Source organism: Nocardia sp. XZ_19_231 (assembly GCF_015355705.1).
GTDB lineage: Bacteria > Actinomycetota > Actinomycetes > Mycobacteriales > Mycobacteriaceae > Nocardia > Nocardia salmonicida.
In genome coordinates, this window is sequence record NZ_JACUZI010000006.1 from 124,351 (window position 1) to 140,391 (window position 16,041).

General features: G+C 67.0%; 17 protein-coding genes. 5 read left to right on the forward strand and 12 right to left on the reverse strand.

Going from position 1 to position 16,041, the window contains the following annotated elements:
• Positions 1-16: 16 nt before the first annotated feature.
• Positions 17-1,081, reverse strand: a complete 1,065-nt coding sequence (locus IBJ82_RS25720) for a phosphotransferase family protein (protein ID WP_194828564.1) — start codon at positions 1,079-1,081, stop codon at positions 17-19.
• Between the two features lie 70 nt (positions 1,082-1,151).
• Between IBJ82_RS25720 and pabB the strand changes: the two genes are divergently transcribed.
• On the forward strand, positions 1,152-3,212 hold the full coding sequence (pabB, locus tag IBJ82_RS25725; protein WP_194828565.1) for an aminodeoxychorismate synthase component I: 2,061 nt from the start codon (positions 1,152-1,154) through the stop codon (positions 3,210-3,212).
• Between the two features lie 3 nt (positions 3,213-3,215).
• Here the strand turns inward: pabB and IBJ82_RS25730 are convergent, their stop codons facing one another.
• Complete coding sequence (locus IBJ82_RS25730) at positions 3,216-3,710, reverse strand: hypothetical protein (RefSeq protein ID WP_194828566.1); 495 nt, start codon at positions 3,708-3,710, stop codon at positions 3,216-3,218.
• A 426-nt stretch (positions 3,711-4,136) separates the two neighbouring features.
• Here IBJ82_RS25730 and IBJ82_RS25735 point away from each other — a divergent pair, with 426 nt between their 5' ends.
• Positions 4,137-5,903, forward strand: coding sequence for a TerD family protein (locus tag IBJ82_RS25735; protein WP_194828567.1), 1,767 nt, complete (start codon positions 4,137-4,139; stop codon positions 5,901-5,903).
• Here the strand turns inward: IBJ82_RS25735 and IBJ82_RS25740 are convergent.
• Positions 5,900-6,190 (reverse strand): hypothetical protein, encoded by a 291-nt coding sequence (locus IBJ82_RS25740; RefSeq protein WP_194828568.1) that lies wholly within the window; start codon positions 6,188-6,190, stop codon positions 5,900-5,902. The two genes, IBJ82_RS25735 and IBJ82_RS25740, sit on opposite strands and share 4 nt — an antisense overlap.
• 206 nt (positions 6,191-6,396) lie before the next feature.
• Between IBJ82_RS25740 and IBJ82_RS25745 the strand changes: the two genes are divergently transcribed.
• Positions 6,397-6,669 carry a hypothetical protein gene (locus IBJ82_RS25745; protein ID WP_194828569.1) on the forward strand — a complete coding sequence of 91 codons (273 nt, stop codon included), beginning with the start codon at positions 6,397-6,399 and terminating at the stop codon, positions 6,667-6,669.
• A gap of 165 nt (positions 6,670-6,834) precedes the next feature.
• Here the strand turns inward: IBJ82_RS25745 and IBJ82_RS25750 are convergent, their stop codons facing one another.
• Both IBJ82_RS25750 and IBJ82_RS25755 read right to left on the reverse strand, forming a co-directional pair.
• Positions 6,835-7,323: an FBP domain-containing protein gene (locus IBJ82_RS25750; RefSeq protein WP_194828570.1), complete on the reverse strand. Its 489-nt coding sequence runs from the start codon at positions 7,321-7,323 to the stop codon at positions 6,835-6,837.
• A gap of 105 nt (positions 7,324-7,428) precedes the next feature.
• Positions 7,429-8,535 (reverse strand): alkene reductase, encoded by a 1,107-nt coding sequence (locus tag IBJ82_RS25755; protein WP_194828571.1) that lies wholly within the window; start codon positions 8,533-8,535, stop codon positions 7,429-7,431.
• Between the two features lie 66 nt (positions 8,536-8,601).
• Between IBJ82_RS25755 and IBJ82_RS25760 the strand changes: the two genes are divergently transcribed.
• On the forward strand, positions 8,602-8,973 hold the full coding sequence (locus IBJ82_RS25760) for a MerR family transcriptional regulator (protein WP_194828572.1): 372 nt from the start codon (positions 8,602-8,604) through the stop codon (positions 8,971-8,973).
• On the opposite strand, the gene IBJ82_RS25765 is transcribed toward IBJ82_RS25760, so the two are convergent.
• From IBJ82_RS25765 to IBJ82_RS25785, 5 genes are read right to left on the reverse strand one after another with little or no spacing between them, the layout of a single operon-like run.
• Complete coding sequence (locus tag IBJ82_RS25765) at positions 8,966-10,195, reverse strand: VWA domain-containing protein (protein ID WP_370585480.1); 1,230 nt, start codon at positions 10,193-10,195, stop codon at positions 8,966-8,968. The genes IBJ82_RS25760 and IBJ82_RS25765 overlap by 8 nt on opposite strands.
• Positions 10,196-10,254: 59 nt before the next feature.
• Positions 10,255-10,875, reverse strand: coding sequence for a response regulator transcription factor (locus IBJ82_RS25770; RefSeq protein ID WP_082844040.1), 621 nt, complete (start codon positions 10,873-10,875; stop codon positions 10,255-10,257).
• On the reverse strand, positions 10,872-12,014 hold the full coding sequence (locus tag IBJ82_RS25775; RefSeq protein ID WP_228537679.1) for a sensor histidine kinase: 1,143 nt from the start codon (positions 12,012-12,014) through the stop codon (positions 10,872-10,874). The genes IBJ82_RS25770 and IBJ82_RS25775 overlap by 4 nt, the downstream gene beginning before the upstream one ends.
• Complete coding sequence (locus IBJ82_RS25780) at positions 12,014-12,826, reverse strand: ABC transporter permease (protein WP_194828574.1); 813 nt, start codon at positions 12,824-12,826, stop codon at positions 12,014-12,016. Before IBJ82_RS25780 ends, IBJ82_RS25775 begins: the two co-directional genes overlap by 1 nt.
• Positions 12,823-13,749 (reverse strand): ABC transporter ATP-binding protein, encoded by a 927-nt coding sequence (locus IBJ82_RS25785; RefSeq protein ID WP_194828575.1) that lies wholly within the window; start codon positions 13,747-13,749, stop codon positions 12,823-12,825. The genes IBJ82_RS25780 and IBJ82_RS25785 overlap by 4 nt, the downstream gene beginning before the upstream one ends.
• Before the next feature lie 213 nt (positions 13,750-13,962).
• Between IBJ82_RS25785 and IBJ82_RS25790 the strand changes: the two genes are divergently transcribed.
• A complete protein-coding gene (locus tag IBJ82_RS25790; RefSeq protein ID WP_228537680.1) occupies positions 13,963-14,436 on the forward strand; it encodes a nitroreductase family deazaflavin-dependent oxidoreductase in 474 nt (157 codons plus the stop codon).
• Here IBJ82_RS25790 and IBJ82_RS25795 read toward each other — a convergent pair.
• Positions 14,423-14,599, reverse strand: coding sequence for a hypothetical protein (locus IBJ82_RS25795; RefSeq protein ID WP_194828576.1), 177 nt, complete (start codon positions 14,597-14,599; stop codon positions 14,423-14,425). The two genes, IBJ82_RS25790 and IBJ82_RS25795, sit on opposite strands and share 14 nt — an antisense overlap.
• 303 nt (positions 14,600-14,902) lie before the next feature.
• Positions 14,903-15,922: an aldo/keto reductase gene (locus IBJ82_RS25800; protein ID WP_194828577.1), complete on the reverse strand. Its 1,020-nt coding sequence runs from the start codon at positions 15,920-15,922 to the stop codon at positions 14,903-14,905.
• Positions 15,923-16,041 lie beyond the last annotated feature (119 nt).

The window sequence follows — 16,041 nt, forward strand, 5'->3', positions numbered from 1 at the left end:
CGGTGAGATCCGGGCATCATTCGGCAAGCTGATTCGCTTGCTCGAAGAGTTCCAGCGTCACCGCGTGCAGGAAGTCGCCGACCGGCTTGGGCGCCTTGCCCGCGAACGCCCGCGCATAGGTGCCCTCGAGGACGATGCCCAGCTTGAAGCAGGCCAGCACGGTGTACCAGGGGACCGCGCCGAGGTCGCGGTCGGAGAACTTGCCGTAGTGCTCGACCATCTCCGCCGCGCTCGGCAGGCCGCCGACGGTGCCGAGGGTGCCCATCATGCCCGCGCCGACGGTGCCGGGTTCGGGTCGGGTCGCCAGCTGCCAGCCGAGGTCGAGCAGCGGGTCACCGATGGTCGACATCTCCCAGTCGACCATCGCCGCCACCTCGGGACTGTCGTAGTCGAACATCATGTTCGCCAGGTGGCAGTCGCCGTGCATGATGCCGGGCGTCCAGTCCGTCGGCCGGTGCCGTTCGAGCCAGTCACCGATCTGCTCCAGACCGGGGATCTGCGGGCCGGGGTAGCCCTGATTGGCGCTGTAGGAGTCGAGCTCGCGCAGCCAGCGCGGTACCTGCCGTTCGAGGAAACCCGCGGGGTGGCCGTAGTCCTCGAGACCGAGCGCCTGGTAGTCGAGCGAGCCGAGCCGGGCGATGGCCTCGACCGCGGACAGGCCCATCTGGCGCCGGATCTCGGGATCACCGGCGTGCAGGGCGGGCAGCTCGGTCTGCGGGTTGAAGCCGTGGATGGGTTCCATCAGGTAGAACACCGCGCCGATCACCGACTCGTCGTCGCAGGCGGCGATCACCCGTGGCGAACGCACCTCGGTCTCGGCGATCGCGCCGAGCAGCCGTGATTCCCGGCCGATGACCTCGTTGCTCTTGGCGCGCAGATGCTTGGGCCCGCGCCGCAGCACGTACTCGCGTCCGCCCCGGGTGAAGCGCAGCATCACGTTCTGCGTGCCGCCTCCGAGAGCGGTGACCGCCTCGAATTCCGTCCCGGGCAAGCCCTGTTCGTCCATCCACCGCCCGATCGCCGCGAAATCGGCGATCGCCGGGTCAACATCGACAGGTTGAGAAACAGCCATGGGGCACATTGTGCCCCGACAGCGGTGGGGACTGCGCGGGAATGCCCGCCCGCACGCCCGGCGTAATGTTTCTGCCACGATGCGCACGCTCTTGATCGACAACTACGACTCATTCACCTACAACCTCTATCAGCTGATCAGCGAGGTCAACGGGAGCGAGCCGACCGTCGTGCGCAACAACGAGGCCGAGGGCGCCCTGAACCTGGACCACTTCGACAATGTGGTGATCTCGCCCGGACCCGGCAGGCCGGACCGCGCTCGGGACATGGGCGTGTCGACCTCGCTCATCGCGCAGACCGAACTGCCGCTACTCGGCGTGTGCCTGGGCCATCAGGGGATCGTGCTCGGCGCGGGCGGGACGGTGGAGCGCGCGCCGCAGGCCAGGCACGGTTTTCTCGATCAGGTGACCCATGACGATCGAGATCTGTTCGCCGGTCTGCCGCAGGGCTTCACCGTGGTGCGCTATCACTCGCTCGCGGCGCGGAGCCCGCTGCCCGCGACCCTCGAGGTGACCGCCTCGACCAGCGACGGGGTGATCATGGGGGTGCGTCATCGCGAGCGGCCGCAGTGGGGTGTGCAGTTCCATCCCGAGTCGGTGTCGAGTGAATTCGGCGCCGCGCTGCTGCGCAACTTCGCCGACCTGACCAAAGCGCGCGCGCAGGTTTCCGCACCCGTCGTCGTCCGCGGGCCCTCGGTGGCAGTGCCCACTTCACCCGAACGCTCATTTCACATGCAGCACAAGGTGATCGAACGAGCGATCGACACCGAAGCGATCTTCCTGCGCCGCTGCGCCGAGGCCGTGAGCGCGTTCTGGCTCGACAGCGAACACGTCGAACCGGGACTCGACCGGTTCTCCTTCCTCGGTGACGCGAGCGGACCGCACGCCGAAACCGTCGGCTACCGGGTCGGTGACGGCTCCGTCACCGTGACGGACGTCGCGGGCACGCGCACCGTCGCGGGCACGGTCCTGGACTATCTCGACCGCGAACTCCGGGCTCGGCACTGCGAGACCCCGCCACTGCCGTTCGATTTCGCGGGCGGCTACGTCGGTTATCTCGGCTACGAGGTGAAAGCCGATTGCGGTGGGCACAGTGCGCACCGCTCCCCCACTCCTGATGCCCAGTGGATCTTCGCCGACCGGCTGATCGTCGTCGACCACGAGGCAGGACGAACCCACCTGCTCGCACTGAGCGAACCCGCCACCGAGCACCACGCGCAGCGGTGGCTGCGCGAGACTTCCGACGCCCTCGACGATCTCCCTACCTGGGTCAACCCCGCCGACCTGCGCGTGCCCGCCGATCCCGACGCCGTGCAGGCGCATCTGGTGCGTGGTCGCGACCGCTATCTGGCCGATATCGCGGTGTGTCAGGATCGGCTGCACGCGGGCGAGTCCTACGAGATCTGTCTCACCGACGCGGTCGCCGTCGCCGCGGCGCCCGATGACGGACTCGACTTCTACCGGCGACTACGCCGCTGCAATCCTGCCCCCTACGCCGCCTACCTGCGCTTCGACGGCCTCGATGTGGCCTGTTCCTCGCCGGAGCGGTTTCTCGAGATCGACCGGGACCGGGTTGTCGAGAGCAAGCCGATCAAAGGCACCGCCCCGCGCGGACGGACCGCCGACGAGGACGAGCGCCTGCGTCGCGCGCTGGCCGACGACCCGAAAACGCGCGCCGAGAATCTGATGATCGTCGACCTGCTGCGCAACGACCTCGGCCGCGTCTGTGAAGTCGGTTCGGTGCACGTCCCGAAGCTGATGGACACCGAGACCTATTCCACCCTGCATCAATTGGTGTCGACCGTGCGCGGGACGCTGCGCCCCGACGCCAGCGTGATCGACTGTCTGCGCGCCTGCTTCCCCGGCGGTTCGATGACCGGCGCGCCGAAGCTGCGGACCATGGAGATCCTGGACGAACTGGAAACCGAAGCGCGCGGCATCTATTCGGGGACCATCGGCTTCCTCGGCCTGAGCGGCACCGCCGACCTCAATATCGTCATCCGCACTGCCGTGCGCTACGACGACGAGTGGCGGATCGGCGCGGGCGGCGCGATCGTGCTGGATTCCGATCCCGAGGACGAGTACGCCGAGATGGTGCTCAAGGCGGCAGCGACGTTCCGGGCGTTGCCGCCCGGAACGTGAGTGTCACCGCCGACGGCGGCCGCGCTTGTCCGGCTCCGGTTCCGGTGCGGGTTCCTCGCCCCCACGCCCGGTGATCCGCCCGAGCAGGCCGACACCCGGCAGCTTGGCCACCGCGCCGAACACGTCCTCACCCAGCGAGATCATCGCCTCGAGCCGCGGCAACAACCGGTCGTAGGTGGCGAACACCGGATCGGCCAGCGCCAAGGTCCGATCGAGCCGATCGATGGTGCTGTTGAGCCGATCGACCGCGATCGACAGGTTCTCCACGAGATCCGGCAACTGCGCCGCCAGCTGCGCCGAAGCGGGCGGCAACCGAACCGCCGCGTCGAAGGCATACCCCGCCGTCTGCTGAGCGGCATCGATGGCCTGCCCCGCCGCGGTCTGCGCAGCCCCCACCGCCGCCTGAGCCGCCGACAACAATTCGGCCCCCGGCACCTTCCGCGCCTGCGCCGCCGGAGCAGCCTCCTGCGCGCGCCCCCGTTTCCTCGGGTTCGTCATGACACCACTGTGCCGCAAGGACGCCACAGACGCAGGAAGGCGCGCACCCCCGCACGGCCTCCTGCCACACCCGAGATCCGCCATAACCGCCCACCAGCCACACCGTGCACCTCAGGTCCGCCATGACCGCCCTCCCAACCCCGCACCCGCGACCCTTAGGGAGCGGCGGCCACGAAGTGGCCGGTCCGCGGCCGGGTCGCCGGTTAGACGTCGTTGCGTACGCGACGAAGGAGCAAGCAACGGCGTCTAACCGGCGGCCCCTTGGGGCCGCGGACACGCGCGCGCCTGCGCGCCAATAAACACAGCGTCAAACCGTCTGGGACTACCGAACCCCGAATCTTCGCCCGCCCCGATCCGGCCAGTGACTCGGACACCTCCAGCGCTCGAATAAACTCTGTCGGACCCTCATGACATCATGCGAGCACCATGGAACTACGCAAGGGTGCGCACGCGCCGGTCCCGACATCGCTTCTCGCCGTGGTCGTTTCATGGCGGTCGGTACATGCCGTAGACGCGCACGCCCTGCTGGTCACCGAATCGGGCCTGGTCCGTGGTGACCGGGATTTCGTCTTCTTCAACGCGCCCCGCCACGCCTCCCAGGCGGTCACCCTCGACCAGGAGCCCGCCCCCGGCACCGCGCGGCTGAGCATTTCGCTGCCCCGCACCGAGTCCGATGTGGCACGCATCGTCATCAGCGCGTCCCTCGACGACGCCACCTTCGACCAACTCCCCGACCTCACCTTGACCGTGCACGCCGCCGACGGCCCGATCGCCCAGTTCACCATCGACGGCATCGAGGACGTCCAGGCGATGATGTTCGGCGAGTTCTACCGCCGCGACGGCCAATGGCGCTTCCGTGCGATCGGCCAGGGTTGGGCAGGTGGATTGGCCGGGTTGGCCACCGAATTCGGGGTAACGGTGGACGAACCCACCGCCGGACGGGCCGTCACCGGATCGAGCACCCCCACGCGACCTACCCACGCCGCCATGGGCCAGTTCGAGGGCTCGCCCGACCAACGGCACCGAGCTGTGACGCCCGCTGCCGCCTATCCACTCGACGAAGTCCCGGCGCCGACCCACGCACCCGCCCTCACCCGCCGCGTCATCGACGTCCCGCCGCCACCACCGCCGGACCCGGAGCTCGCCGACTGGCACCCCGATCCGGAAACCCCCGATCAACTCCGCTGGTGGGACGGCGACGAGTGGACCTCCAGCGTCCACCCGCACATCCACGATCACCGCACCCGTTGCACCCGCTGTGGCAATCCTTTGCGGCGCAAGCTGTTCGGCGGTCACGGACCGTGCAAGAACTGTGCCGACGAAATCGAGGACTTCCTCACCCACTGGCGCAACAGAGCCAGGCGCGTGCTCGCGGGCCCCGGCACGATGTCGCAGGAGTGGACCGAGGTGTGGGCCGCCCTGCGCTTCCAGCGCATCGACGAGGAGCGCGGCCGAACACTACTGCGCGAGGCGGGCCTGACCCAGGTCGAGCGCATGGTCGCCTTCGCCTTCGCCGACGGTGAGGTTTTCGCCGACGAGCTGGATGCCTTCGAACACGTCGTCAGCGAGCTGGCGCTGTCGGGCGGCATCGTCGACGATCTGCGCCGCCGAATGCATCGCGGCCGCACCCTGTCCCGCTTGCGCGCCGGCGAGCTGCCCACCATCAACACCCCCGGCCTGCACCTCGACCCCGACGAGCGCGTTCACCTCGACCTGCCCGCCGTCCACATCCGCATGCTCGCCCGCGGTCCACGCAACACCGAGGGCCGACTCATCGGCAGCTCCAAGAAACTGCGCTTCGTCGGTCACGGCACCGGCATCGAATTGCCGTGGAACCGGGTGGTTTCAGTGCATCCCGAGCACGGCACCGTCGTGCTCGCGGCGACTTCCGCGCGGGGCGGCGCGACGTTCGGCGTCACCGACCCCGACTATGTGGCGGCAGCACTGGAGGGTGCGCTGCGCGTGTCGAAACGCCTGGTCCTGACGCCGGGACAGCTCGACAGCCGCAGTATTCCCCAGGATGTGAAAGCCCAGGTGTGGCAGCGCGACGGCGGCGCGTGCGTCGAATGCGGCGACGGCCACTACCTGGAGTTCGACCACATCATCCCGCTCAGTCGCGGTGGTGCGACGAGCGCGACGAATCTGCAGATCCTGTGCCGGGCCTGCAATCGCGCCAAGGGCGCGCGGATCTAGCTGAGGATCGCGTTCATGATGGTGCCGCCACTGGTGGCGACCACACCACCGATCATGGCGCCCGCGATCATCTTCGGCGACTCCATCGCGCTACCGTTCCACTTCTCCCAGGCGAACTTTCCACCGGCGACGGTGATGGCGAGCACGCCCGACAGGATCATGAACCAGGTCAGGTACTGAACCATTTTCATGATCTTGTCCGATAGCGGAGGCGCTTCCGGCGACGGATTGCCGATCTGCGCATACGTGGTGATGGTGTCGGCCATCGACGTCAGAATGATGCTCATAGCCTGCTCCCCTATCGCGTGACGCGAACTGCGTTCCAGCCCTGCCGTATTCGAACGTGGTCCAGGATACGGGCGCGAACCCCTTGCACACCAACAAAACCGATCGGTTCGGTACGGATGGGCGCCGACATCGCCGCACCTGACCGGATACCATCAATGCAGAGTTCATCGTCGTTCCGTTCCTCCGAGATACCGAGTGAGACCCCATGTTTCTGGCCGCCGTCACCGATACCTTGGCGCAGATCGGCAATCCGACACCCGAAGCACCACCATTGGCGAACAAGATCATGCAGATGGTCAGCTATCTGACCTGGTTCATCCTGTTGTCCGGCATCGTCGCCATCACTGTCGCGGGCGGAAAATTCGCCTGGGAGAAGTGGACCGGCGGTGCGATGCAGTCGCCGAAGATGGTCGCTGGCGCGATGATCGGCGGCGTCGTCGCCACCAGCGCGGGCACCATCATGAACGCGATGCTCTAACGTTCCTGCTCCGCTCGGCACGGCCCGGGATCAGCCCGGGCCGCCTCGACCGGTCAGGAACGAGTCGACCCGAGTCCTGTCGAGGATCGACAGAACTCGGGCCTGATGAGCTATCGAGTGTCGGCACACAGCATCTACCTCCTGTCGTCGCGCGGGTCGGTTCGGCTAGGTGTAGAGCCGGTCCACGAAGGCGTTCAGGTTTTCCACCACGCGCTGCGCCTTCTCCTCCGGCGTCAAGTCCTCGCGGTACCGACTGCCCATCGACGGCCGCTTCTTGTTGCGGGCATACAGCGAACAGGCCAGATCGGTGCACATGTAGCTGCCGACCGTGTTCCCCTTGCGCCCCGACTCGCCCGTCTTGCTCGCGGTCATCAGCGAAACGCCGCCACCGGAGTGCGTGGTGAGGCAGATCGTGCACATCTGCGTCTTGCCCGATCCGCCGGTCTCGTGCCGCAGCGCGACACTCACCAGCCCGTCCTCCCTCGGCACCGAGATATAACAGCGCCCCGCGTACGACGGGTCGGTCCAGCCGAGGAAATCGAGATCATCCCAGGGCCGTTCACCGAGGTCACGCGGCACATTCAAGCGCTTGGCGTCACCCTTCGAACAGTTGACGAACGACGACCTGATGTCGCGTTCGGTAATGGGTTCCATGCGTTGATCCTTTCAGTCTGCGAACAGCAAACGGTAGACACGCTAACGATCCCCACCTGCGGAGACAACCGGATTTCCGTCAGCCGGTGACGAGCATCGCAGCACCTACCTCGTTGCCGGTTCGAGTACCGGGTAGTCGGTGTAGCCGGTGGCGTCGCCGCCGTAGAAATGGACATCGTCGAACGGGTTGATCGGGGCGTCGACGCGCAGCCGAGCGACCAGATCCGGGTTGGCCAGGAACGACCGACCCAGTGAGATCAGGTCGGCGCCCGCCGCCAGGAGTTCGTCGGCCGCCGCCTTACCACCGTCGGCGGGTAGCGGAGCGCCCCAGCCGAGGGAGGGGTTGGCGATCAGAGGGCCGGTCCAGTCCTGACGGATGCGCTGGAAGACCGGCGACCGCGGATCGGCGAACACGACATGCAGGTAGGCGAGACCGCGAGCGTTCAGCTCCGCCACCAGCGCGGGATACAGTGCGGCCGTGTCACTTTCGACGATGTCGTTGGCGCCGACACCGGGCGCGATGCGCACACCCACCCGCTCGGCGCCGATCTCGGCGACCACCGCGTCGACCACCTCGAGGGTGAATCGGATGCGATGTGCGATCGGTCCGCCGTAGCCGTCGCCGCGCTGGTTGGTGTTGTCGGACAAGAACTGGTGCAGCAGCATCCCGTTGGCGCTGTGCACTTCGACCCCGTCGAACCCGGCCGCGATCGCGTTGCGGGCGGCGGTGGCGAAGTCGGCCACGGTGGAACCGATGTCCTCGACGGTCATCTCGCGCGGCACGACCGCGTCCCGCGAGCCCGCGGCGGTGTGGATCGTGCTCGACAGGCGAACCGGCGACGGCGCCAGCGGCACCGCGCCGCCGTTGTCCGGATGACCGACCCGGCCCCCGTGCTGCAGTTGCAGGAAGGTGCGGCCCGATGCGGCGTGCACCGCCGCTGCGACCTCGCGCCAGCCGGCGATCTGCGCGTCGGTGTAGATACCGGGGATCCCCGCGAAGGTCGTGCCGACGCGATTCGGGCTGGCGGCCCCGGCGATGATCAGCCCCGCGGTGGCGCGCTGGGCGTAGTAGGTGGCCATGAGTGCGGTCGGGCGGCCGTCCGCGTCGGCGCGGTTGCGCGACATCGGCGCCATCACCAGACGGTTCGGCAACGCGAGGGCGCCGAGGGTGGCCGGATCGAAAATGCTGGGCTGTGCTGCGGTGTTCGTCATGGCAGGTACCGTAAATCCTGACACCCATGTGAGATTCAAGTCCGAGCGGGAAAGACCAGGTGGCGCATGCGAATCGGAGAGCTCGCGAAGCGGACCGGGGTGAGCGAGCGGTCGCTGCACTACTACGAGGAGCAGGGCCTGCTGGTATCCGGTCGCACGCCGGGCGGGCATCGCGACTACCCGGACACGGCCGTCGACCGCGTCATCCACATTCAGGAGTTGTACGCGGCGGGCCTGTCGAGCAAGAAGATCGCGCTGATTCTGCCGTGCATGCGGGACGCGGACGGCCGGGCGAACGAACGCGCCACCCCGGAACTGGTCGAGGAGCTGCGCGTCGAACGCGACCGGATCGATCGCGCGATCGCCGACCTGCTGCGGTCGCGCGGCGTTCTCGACGAGGTGATCGACCGAGCAGCCGACGGGCTACCCGTCAGCTGATGATCCCCGCGGTCCGGGCGGCGCGCAGCCAGTCCGGGAATTCGCCGAGCAGCCGTCGGTAGAGCTCGGCGTCGTCGACCTGGTCGATATCGTCGAGGGCGAAGAAGCCCGCGTTGTCGACGATGCGGCCGTCGAGTTCGTCGAGGGTGCGCAGAACGCCGAAGTTGGCTTTGCCGAGGCCGATGAACTGCCAGAAGGCGGGCAGGTGGGCGGCCTCGCGCATCAGTGCGGCGATCTCGCGTTTCTTCGCGAAGCCGCCGTCGGTGAAGAACAGCACCAGGGTGGGCTCGGTCAGGGTTTCGATGATCGCGCGCATGATCGGAAGTTCGTCGTTGCGACCGCCCATGGCGTCGTAGTCGATGCCCTCGTGCGTGCCGGTGAGGTGGAGGTAGGTCTGTGCCCACCGCTCCCCGTCCGCGACGGTGATATCGGGCAGCTTCGCGTAGGTCAGTGCGTAGAGGTAGGCCTCGAGCGTGCCGTCGTCATCGAGTTGGGTGGCAACCGGAATCATCCGTTCGACGACCCGATGCACGGTGCCGCCGCGATACATCTTCTGCATGCTGCCGGTCTTGTCGATCACCAGCACCACCCGCGCTCTGGCGCCGAAAGCGCTCTTGTCGATCAGCACCTTCGCGACTTCACGCTTGCGCATGTCCAGCGTCTGCCGCTTGTCGAACGACAGCGCCGCCTCCCCCGGCACGGTCCGAACCTCGGGCGCCGCGACGACTTCCGGCTCGTCGTCGACGCTCACCCCGTGATCGGTGACCAGGTCGGCGAACCCGCCCGCATAGCCCTGCCCGACAGCGCGGACCTTCCATTGTTCGCCCCGGCGATACAGCTCGAGCGCGATCACCACCGACTCGCGATCGAGCCCGTCGATCACGTACTCGTGCAATACATTCCCCGCACGATCAGCGACCGATGCCACCGGCGACGCGGCAGTTCCGAACGTATCGCCCTGCGCCGCAACAGTGATCACCGCGCGAATCTGCGCGATCTCGCCCGGCACCGCGCCGAGTGAGATCTCGAGCCCCGCACCGTTGAGCCGAACACCCGGCGCCTGTGGCTGATTGAAGAAGACGAAGTCGGCATCCGAGCGAACTTTTCCCGCCTCGGTCACCAACAGCGCCGAGAGATCGGCCGCGACCCCGCCCCGAACCGACAGCACCACCTCGCCCGGCGCCAGTCCGGCGTTCTGCCCCTTCATCAGCGCAGCAGCCACTGTCGCTCCTCATCTCACACCGTGCTCGGCCGTATGGCCCACACCCTAGCGAAAACGCGCTAGATCCAACCCTTCTCACGAGCTTTGAGTGCTGCTTCGTAGCGATTGGACACGCCGAGCTTGGTCATCGCCGAGGACAGGTAGTTGCGGGTGGTGCCCGGGGAGAGATGCGCGCGTTTGGCGATGTCCTCCACGGACGCGCCGTCGGCGGCGAATTCGAGGACGTCGGCCTCACGGGCGGTGAGGACGGTGTCCCCCGCGCTGATGGCCTCGGCCGCGAGTTCGGGATCGACGTATCGACCACCGTTGTGCACCGACCGGATCACCTCGGCCAGCGTCGCCGCCGAGGTCGTCTTGGGCAGGAACCCGCGCACACCCGCGGAAAGGGCGCGCTTGAGATAGCCGGGCCTGCCGTGGCTGGTGACGATCAAAGTGCCTGCGCCAGGGGTGATCCGCAGCAATTCGACGGCGGTGTCGATGCCATCGATCCCGGGCATCTGCAGATCGATGACGGCGACCGCGGCGGGCTCACCTTCCTCGGCCCTGCGACGCCATGCCGCGACGAGTTCCGCACCGGAGCCGACGTGGGCGACGACCTCGAGATCGGGCTCGAGGCCGAGCATCGTCGCCATCGCGGCGCGGATGAGGGTTTCGTCGTCGGCGAGAAATACGGGAATCACTGATTCTCCCAATGGATTTCGAGGGTGAACTCGTCGCTGGATGTGGCGATGTCGAGGGTCGCGCCGACGGCGGCGAGTCGTTCGCCGAGGCCGCGCAGCCCGGACCGTTCACCGATCGCGCCCTGCGGACGATCGTTGCGCAGCGACATGCCCGACCCGCCGAGCGTGAGCGTCGCGGTCGTCGCCGCCGAGTGTTCGACGATATTGGTCGTGCCTTCACGGACCACCCAGGCCGCGACTTCGTGGAATGCCGCGGGCACCTTGGCCGCATCTCCCTCGACGACGAGTTCGCATCCCGCCGCCGACAGCAGTGACCGCGCCCCGGCCACCTCGCCACGCAGGTCGATATTGCGGTAGCCGCGCACCAGGGTGCGCATCTGTCCCATCGACTCGACCGCCAGCGTTCTGACCTCTTCCATCTCCGCGGTCGCCCGATCGCTGTCGCCCGCTCGCGACAGAGCTACCGCCAGTTCGCTTTTCACCGCGATGGCGGAGAAACCGCGGCCGACGACATCGTGCAGGTCCCGAGAGAAACGTAGCCGTTCCTCGGCGACCTGGAGTTGCGCCTCGACACCTTTGGTTCGCTCCAACTCGTCGATGATTCCCAGGCCCCACACCGTGAGCCGGGTCAACACGATCGCGCATATCCCGGTGATCAGAAGCGTCGCGACCCCCTGAAGGCCTGCGCGCAGCGGCGTTCCGAAGACCAGCAGCGGGGTGGCCACACTGAGACCGATCAGAATCCACCACTTGTGGCGCGTGAACGGGATGACGGAGAAGATCGCCATGACCACCGCGGACACGCCCACCATGCGCGCGCTGACGACAGTCGACTCGTCGCTCGTCACTCGGGCGACCACGCCACTGATCGCCCACAGCGCGGCCAGGACCGCGATGGCCATCGGCAACATCCGTGGTCGCGTCACCACACCGGGGACGGTGGCGAAATCGGGTTGCGCCTCCAGTGCGACAGCGGCCGCGATGCCACCGACGACGATCCCGAGCACCGACGGCACCGACTCGGCCTTGACCGCCAGCACCACGACCAGCACGGCGATCACCGCCTGGAACGAGGCCCGGCTGTAGAGCCGGAACTTGGCCGCCCCCGACAACTCGTGCCACCAGGCGGTCGCGCGCATCACCCGCGATCGTCCCAGCGGAAGCTCTTGCGGGTCAGCGCGAGCGCCAGCACGGTCCATAGCGCCAGTGTCGCAAACGGTCGGCCGGCTTCGGTGACGGTGTCCACGAAGCTCAGCGCGGCGTCGGATTCGGCGACCGCCGACACCTTGCCCGCCGCGCCGAGAGAGATGAGGTCGGAGACGGCGGCGAACGGGGTGAAGTCGGCCAGCTGTGCCAGCCGGTCGGGCAGCACACCACGGATGGAGGACATGCCGAGCATCGCGATGATCATCACCGGCAGCGAGGTGATCTGCGCCGCCTCCGCGTTCTTGGTGTACGCGCTGGTCGCCAGAGCGAGCAGCGAGAACAGCACCGTTCCGCTGACGAGCGCGACCACGATCGCCAGGGGGTTGACCGGCGCGGGTGTGCCGGTTCCGTAGACCACGGCGGTGACAACAGCCGTGCACGCGACCGTCATGATCGCACCGGGTATCGCCGGAGCGAGCTGGATCTGCCAGTCGGTGGCCTCACCGGTGCGCAACCGTTTCAGTACCCCTTCGCTGCGGCGAGTGGTCACCATCGACAGTACCGAGTAGTACTGGACGAACAGCAAGGCGAGCAGCGCGAGCAGTTCGAAGGTCACTGCCGCCATCGCCGCTGTCGGCTCGGCATCTTTGCGGGCGATGAAGAAGGTTGCCACCGGAATGCCGATCGGGAACACCGTCGCCATGTAGACGAGAGTCTTGTTGCGCCGGAACTGCAGCCACTCGGCCTTGGCGAGAGCGGTGAGCGGTCGGCGGCGGAATCCATTGGCGGGCAAGGTGGTAGTCATCGTGCTCCGATCAAGGTGGGAGTGGTGGACTCGGCGATATCGAGGAAGACCGATTCCAGCGACGCGGCCCGCGCTTCGAGCCCGGTCAACCGCACGCCTGCTTCGCGTGCCCAGCCGAGCAGCTCGAACAGGTGGCCCTGTAAATCGTTGGTGCTGATCGTGACTCGCGCGTGCGCGTCCACGCGGGCGCCGCGGAACTGCGGCACGGGCAGTCCCGGGTGGTCGAAGGCGATTCGCGCCGGGTGGTCGTCGACGAGGTCGCGCAGCGTGCCCCTGCGGGCGATCGCGCCCTTGTGCATGATCGCGATCTGATCGGCGAGTGCTTCGGCCTCGTCCAGATAGTGCGTGGTGAGAACCATCGTCACCCCCGACGCTTTGAGGTCGGCGAGCAATTGCCAGGTCCCACGCCGACTTTCCGGATCGAGGCCGGTGGTCGGTTCGTCCAGGAACAGCAAGCGCGGCTGCCCGAGCAGGGCGCACGCCAGATCGACGCGGCGTTGCTCACCACCCGACAGCGAGCCGACCCGCACGCCTGACCGATCGGTCAGGCCGACCTGCGCCAGCACCGCCTCGGCGGTAGTCGGATCGGTGCACGTCCCCCGCCACATCTCCAGCGTCTCGGCGACGGTCAGCTCGGCGGGCAGCCCACCGGACTGCAACATGATGCCGACTCTCGGGCGAACCTGGTCGCGGTGTCGGAGGGGGTCGAGGCCGAAGACTTCGACCTCGCCCGCCGAGGGGGCGACGAGCCCTTCCAGCATGTCCAGCGTCGAGGTCTTGCCCGCACCGTTCGTCCCGAGCAGCGCGAACACCTCCCCCTCGTGCACCTCGAGGTCGACACCCTTGACGGCTTCGAATGCGTCGTCGCCGCGACCGTACGTTCGGCGCAGCCCGCGTGCGGTGATGACGTCTGTGTTTCCCATGCCTTCTACGGTGGTCGACGCGGGGTGTCACCAGTAGTAAGCGCAGTCACCGATGTGCGATGGGATTCGCATGGGTCGGTCATGACATACGTCATCGGTCCCACCAGCGACCACCCCGTGCAGGGCTACTATTGAACGTAGTAGAACGAGATCGGAGGGGCCATGAGCGATCCGAACAATGCTGATCCCAGGCGTGAAACCAAGAGGTCACTGATGGCACGACTGGTGGAGTCGAGCTCTCAGTTCCTGAACAAGCGCGGGATCTTCCTGGGCCGCCGATCGACGAAACTCCATGTGGCCCTGTACCGCCGGACCAACGGCCGAGTGGGCGGCCACCTGCCCGCCTGGCCCGATGCCCGAATCCTGCTCCTCGACCACGTCGGCGCCAAGTCCGGCACCCACCGAACATCACCTTTGATGTACCACGCCGACGGCGACCTCATCGCCATCGCCGCATCCAAAGCCGGTCAGCCAACCCACCCGGCCTGGTTCCACAACCTGAAAGCCAACCCGGACACCACCATCCGAATCGGCGCCCGATCCCACCCCGTCCGAGCCCGCGTGGCAACCGACGAGGAACGAAACCTCTTGTGGCCGAAGTTCATCGAATTCTTCCCGAGCTACGAGTTCTACCAACGCCACGCAGGCAACCGCACGATCCCGATCGTCATCCTCAGGCTCGTTTGACCGACTGGAGTAGCTTCCAGGAGAAGGTCAACCAGTATTCCTCGAGCTCTCCGCCGGAACCGCCGATCTGAAACTTGTACTCCGTGAACGGCGGCCAGGAATCGCCTTCCTCCACCGGTGGCCCGAAGCGCTCGACGACCTCGTCGTAGACACACAGGTCCATGGACGAAGGTCCTCGATGCCGTTCAGCGTCGCGCGCGGAGAATCAGCCGATCGCACGAATCCGCCGTCAAACGCGAGAAGGACGTCTCGCGACGCGAGGTAGATGAAGACATAGTCCGGCCACAGGGGCAGCTCATACCCGAACCGCGTCATCGTGGCGGGCGCCGGGGGTGCGAAGCCTGTCGGCTCAGTGGTGAGAAATGGCGGTGGACCCAACAGTTCAGGAGCCAATTCGAACCACACCGACGGCTTGAATAGATCCCTACCCATTTCGAACGTCGAGGGAGCCCGCGAGCTTCTTGCCTCAGCGGCGGCGCAGGGATGGGCTGAGCAGAGATGGTGGGGTGTCGTGCTTTTCGTGGGGGGCGAGGTCGGTGCCGGGGGCAACTATTGCATCGATGGCGTCGAGGAGGTCGGGGGGCAATACGGTGTCGGCGGCGGCTAGTTGGGAGTGCAAGTGGTCCATGGTGCGTGGGCCGATGATGGCGCTGGTGACGGCCGGATGGGCGGTGACGAAACCTAGGGCGAGTTGGATCAGGGTCAGGCCCGCCTGGTCGGCCACCGTGGCGAGTTGTTCGACGGCGGTCATCTTGGCGCGGTTGGTCGGGGTGGTGGTGTCGTAGCGGTCTGGCATGAATGTCGAACGGCTGGTAGTTATTTCGCGGTCCGCGCGGATCGCGCCCGAGAGCCAACCCGATGCCAGTGGGCTCCAGGCGAGCACGCCGAGGCCGTATTCCTCGGTGACCGGTAGGACGTGAGTTTCGATGCCGCGCTGGAGGATCGAGTAGCTGGGCTGTTCGGCGACGTATCGGCTCAGGTGGCGCTCTGTGGCGGCCCACTGTGCCTGCACGATGCGGTAGGCGGGAAACGTCGAGGATCCGAAGTAGCGGATCTTGCCTGCGCGCTGCAGATCGGTCAGTGCCGCGAGAGTTTCTTCGTCGCTGGTTTCGGGGTCCCAGCGGTGGATTTGATAGAGGTCGACGTGGTCGACATCGAGTCGGCGCAGGCTGTTGTCGAGCGCGGTGGTCAACCAGCGGCGGGAACCGCCGCGATGGTTGCGCTCCTCGCCCATCGGCATGCTCGCCTTCGTGGCCAGCACGATGTCGTCGCGACGGCCTGCGATTGCCTTGCCGACCAGTTCCTCCGATTCGCCCTGGCCGTACATGTCGGCGGTATCGATGAGATTGATGCCGCCGTCGATGGCGACGTCGATCATGGCGGTGACCTCGTCCTGTGTGGACTTTCCCAGCTTGCCGAAGTTCATCGCGCCGAGCACGAGCGTGCTGACCTGAACGCCGGTACGGCCCAGAGTGCGGTATTGCATGGCGGTTCCTCCCAGATGAGCTTGGTTCGGCTCGCCGGTTCTGGCATCCTCGACCAAGCGGAACAATGTTCCGCTAATCAACATACGGAACGCTGTTCCGTTTGCCAAGAGGGAGGCTT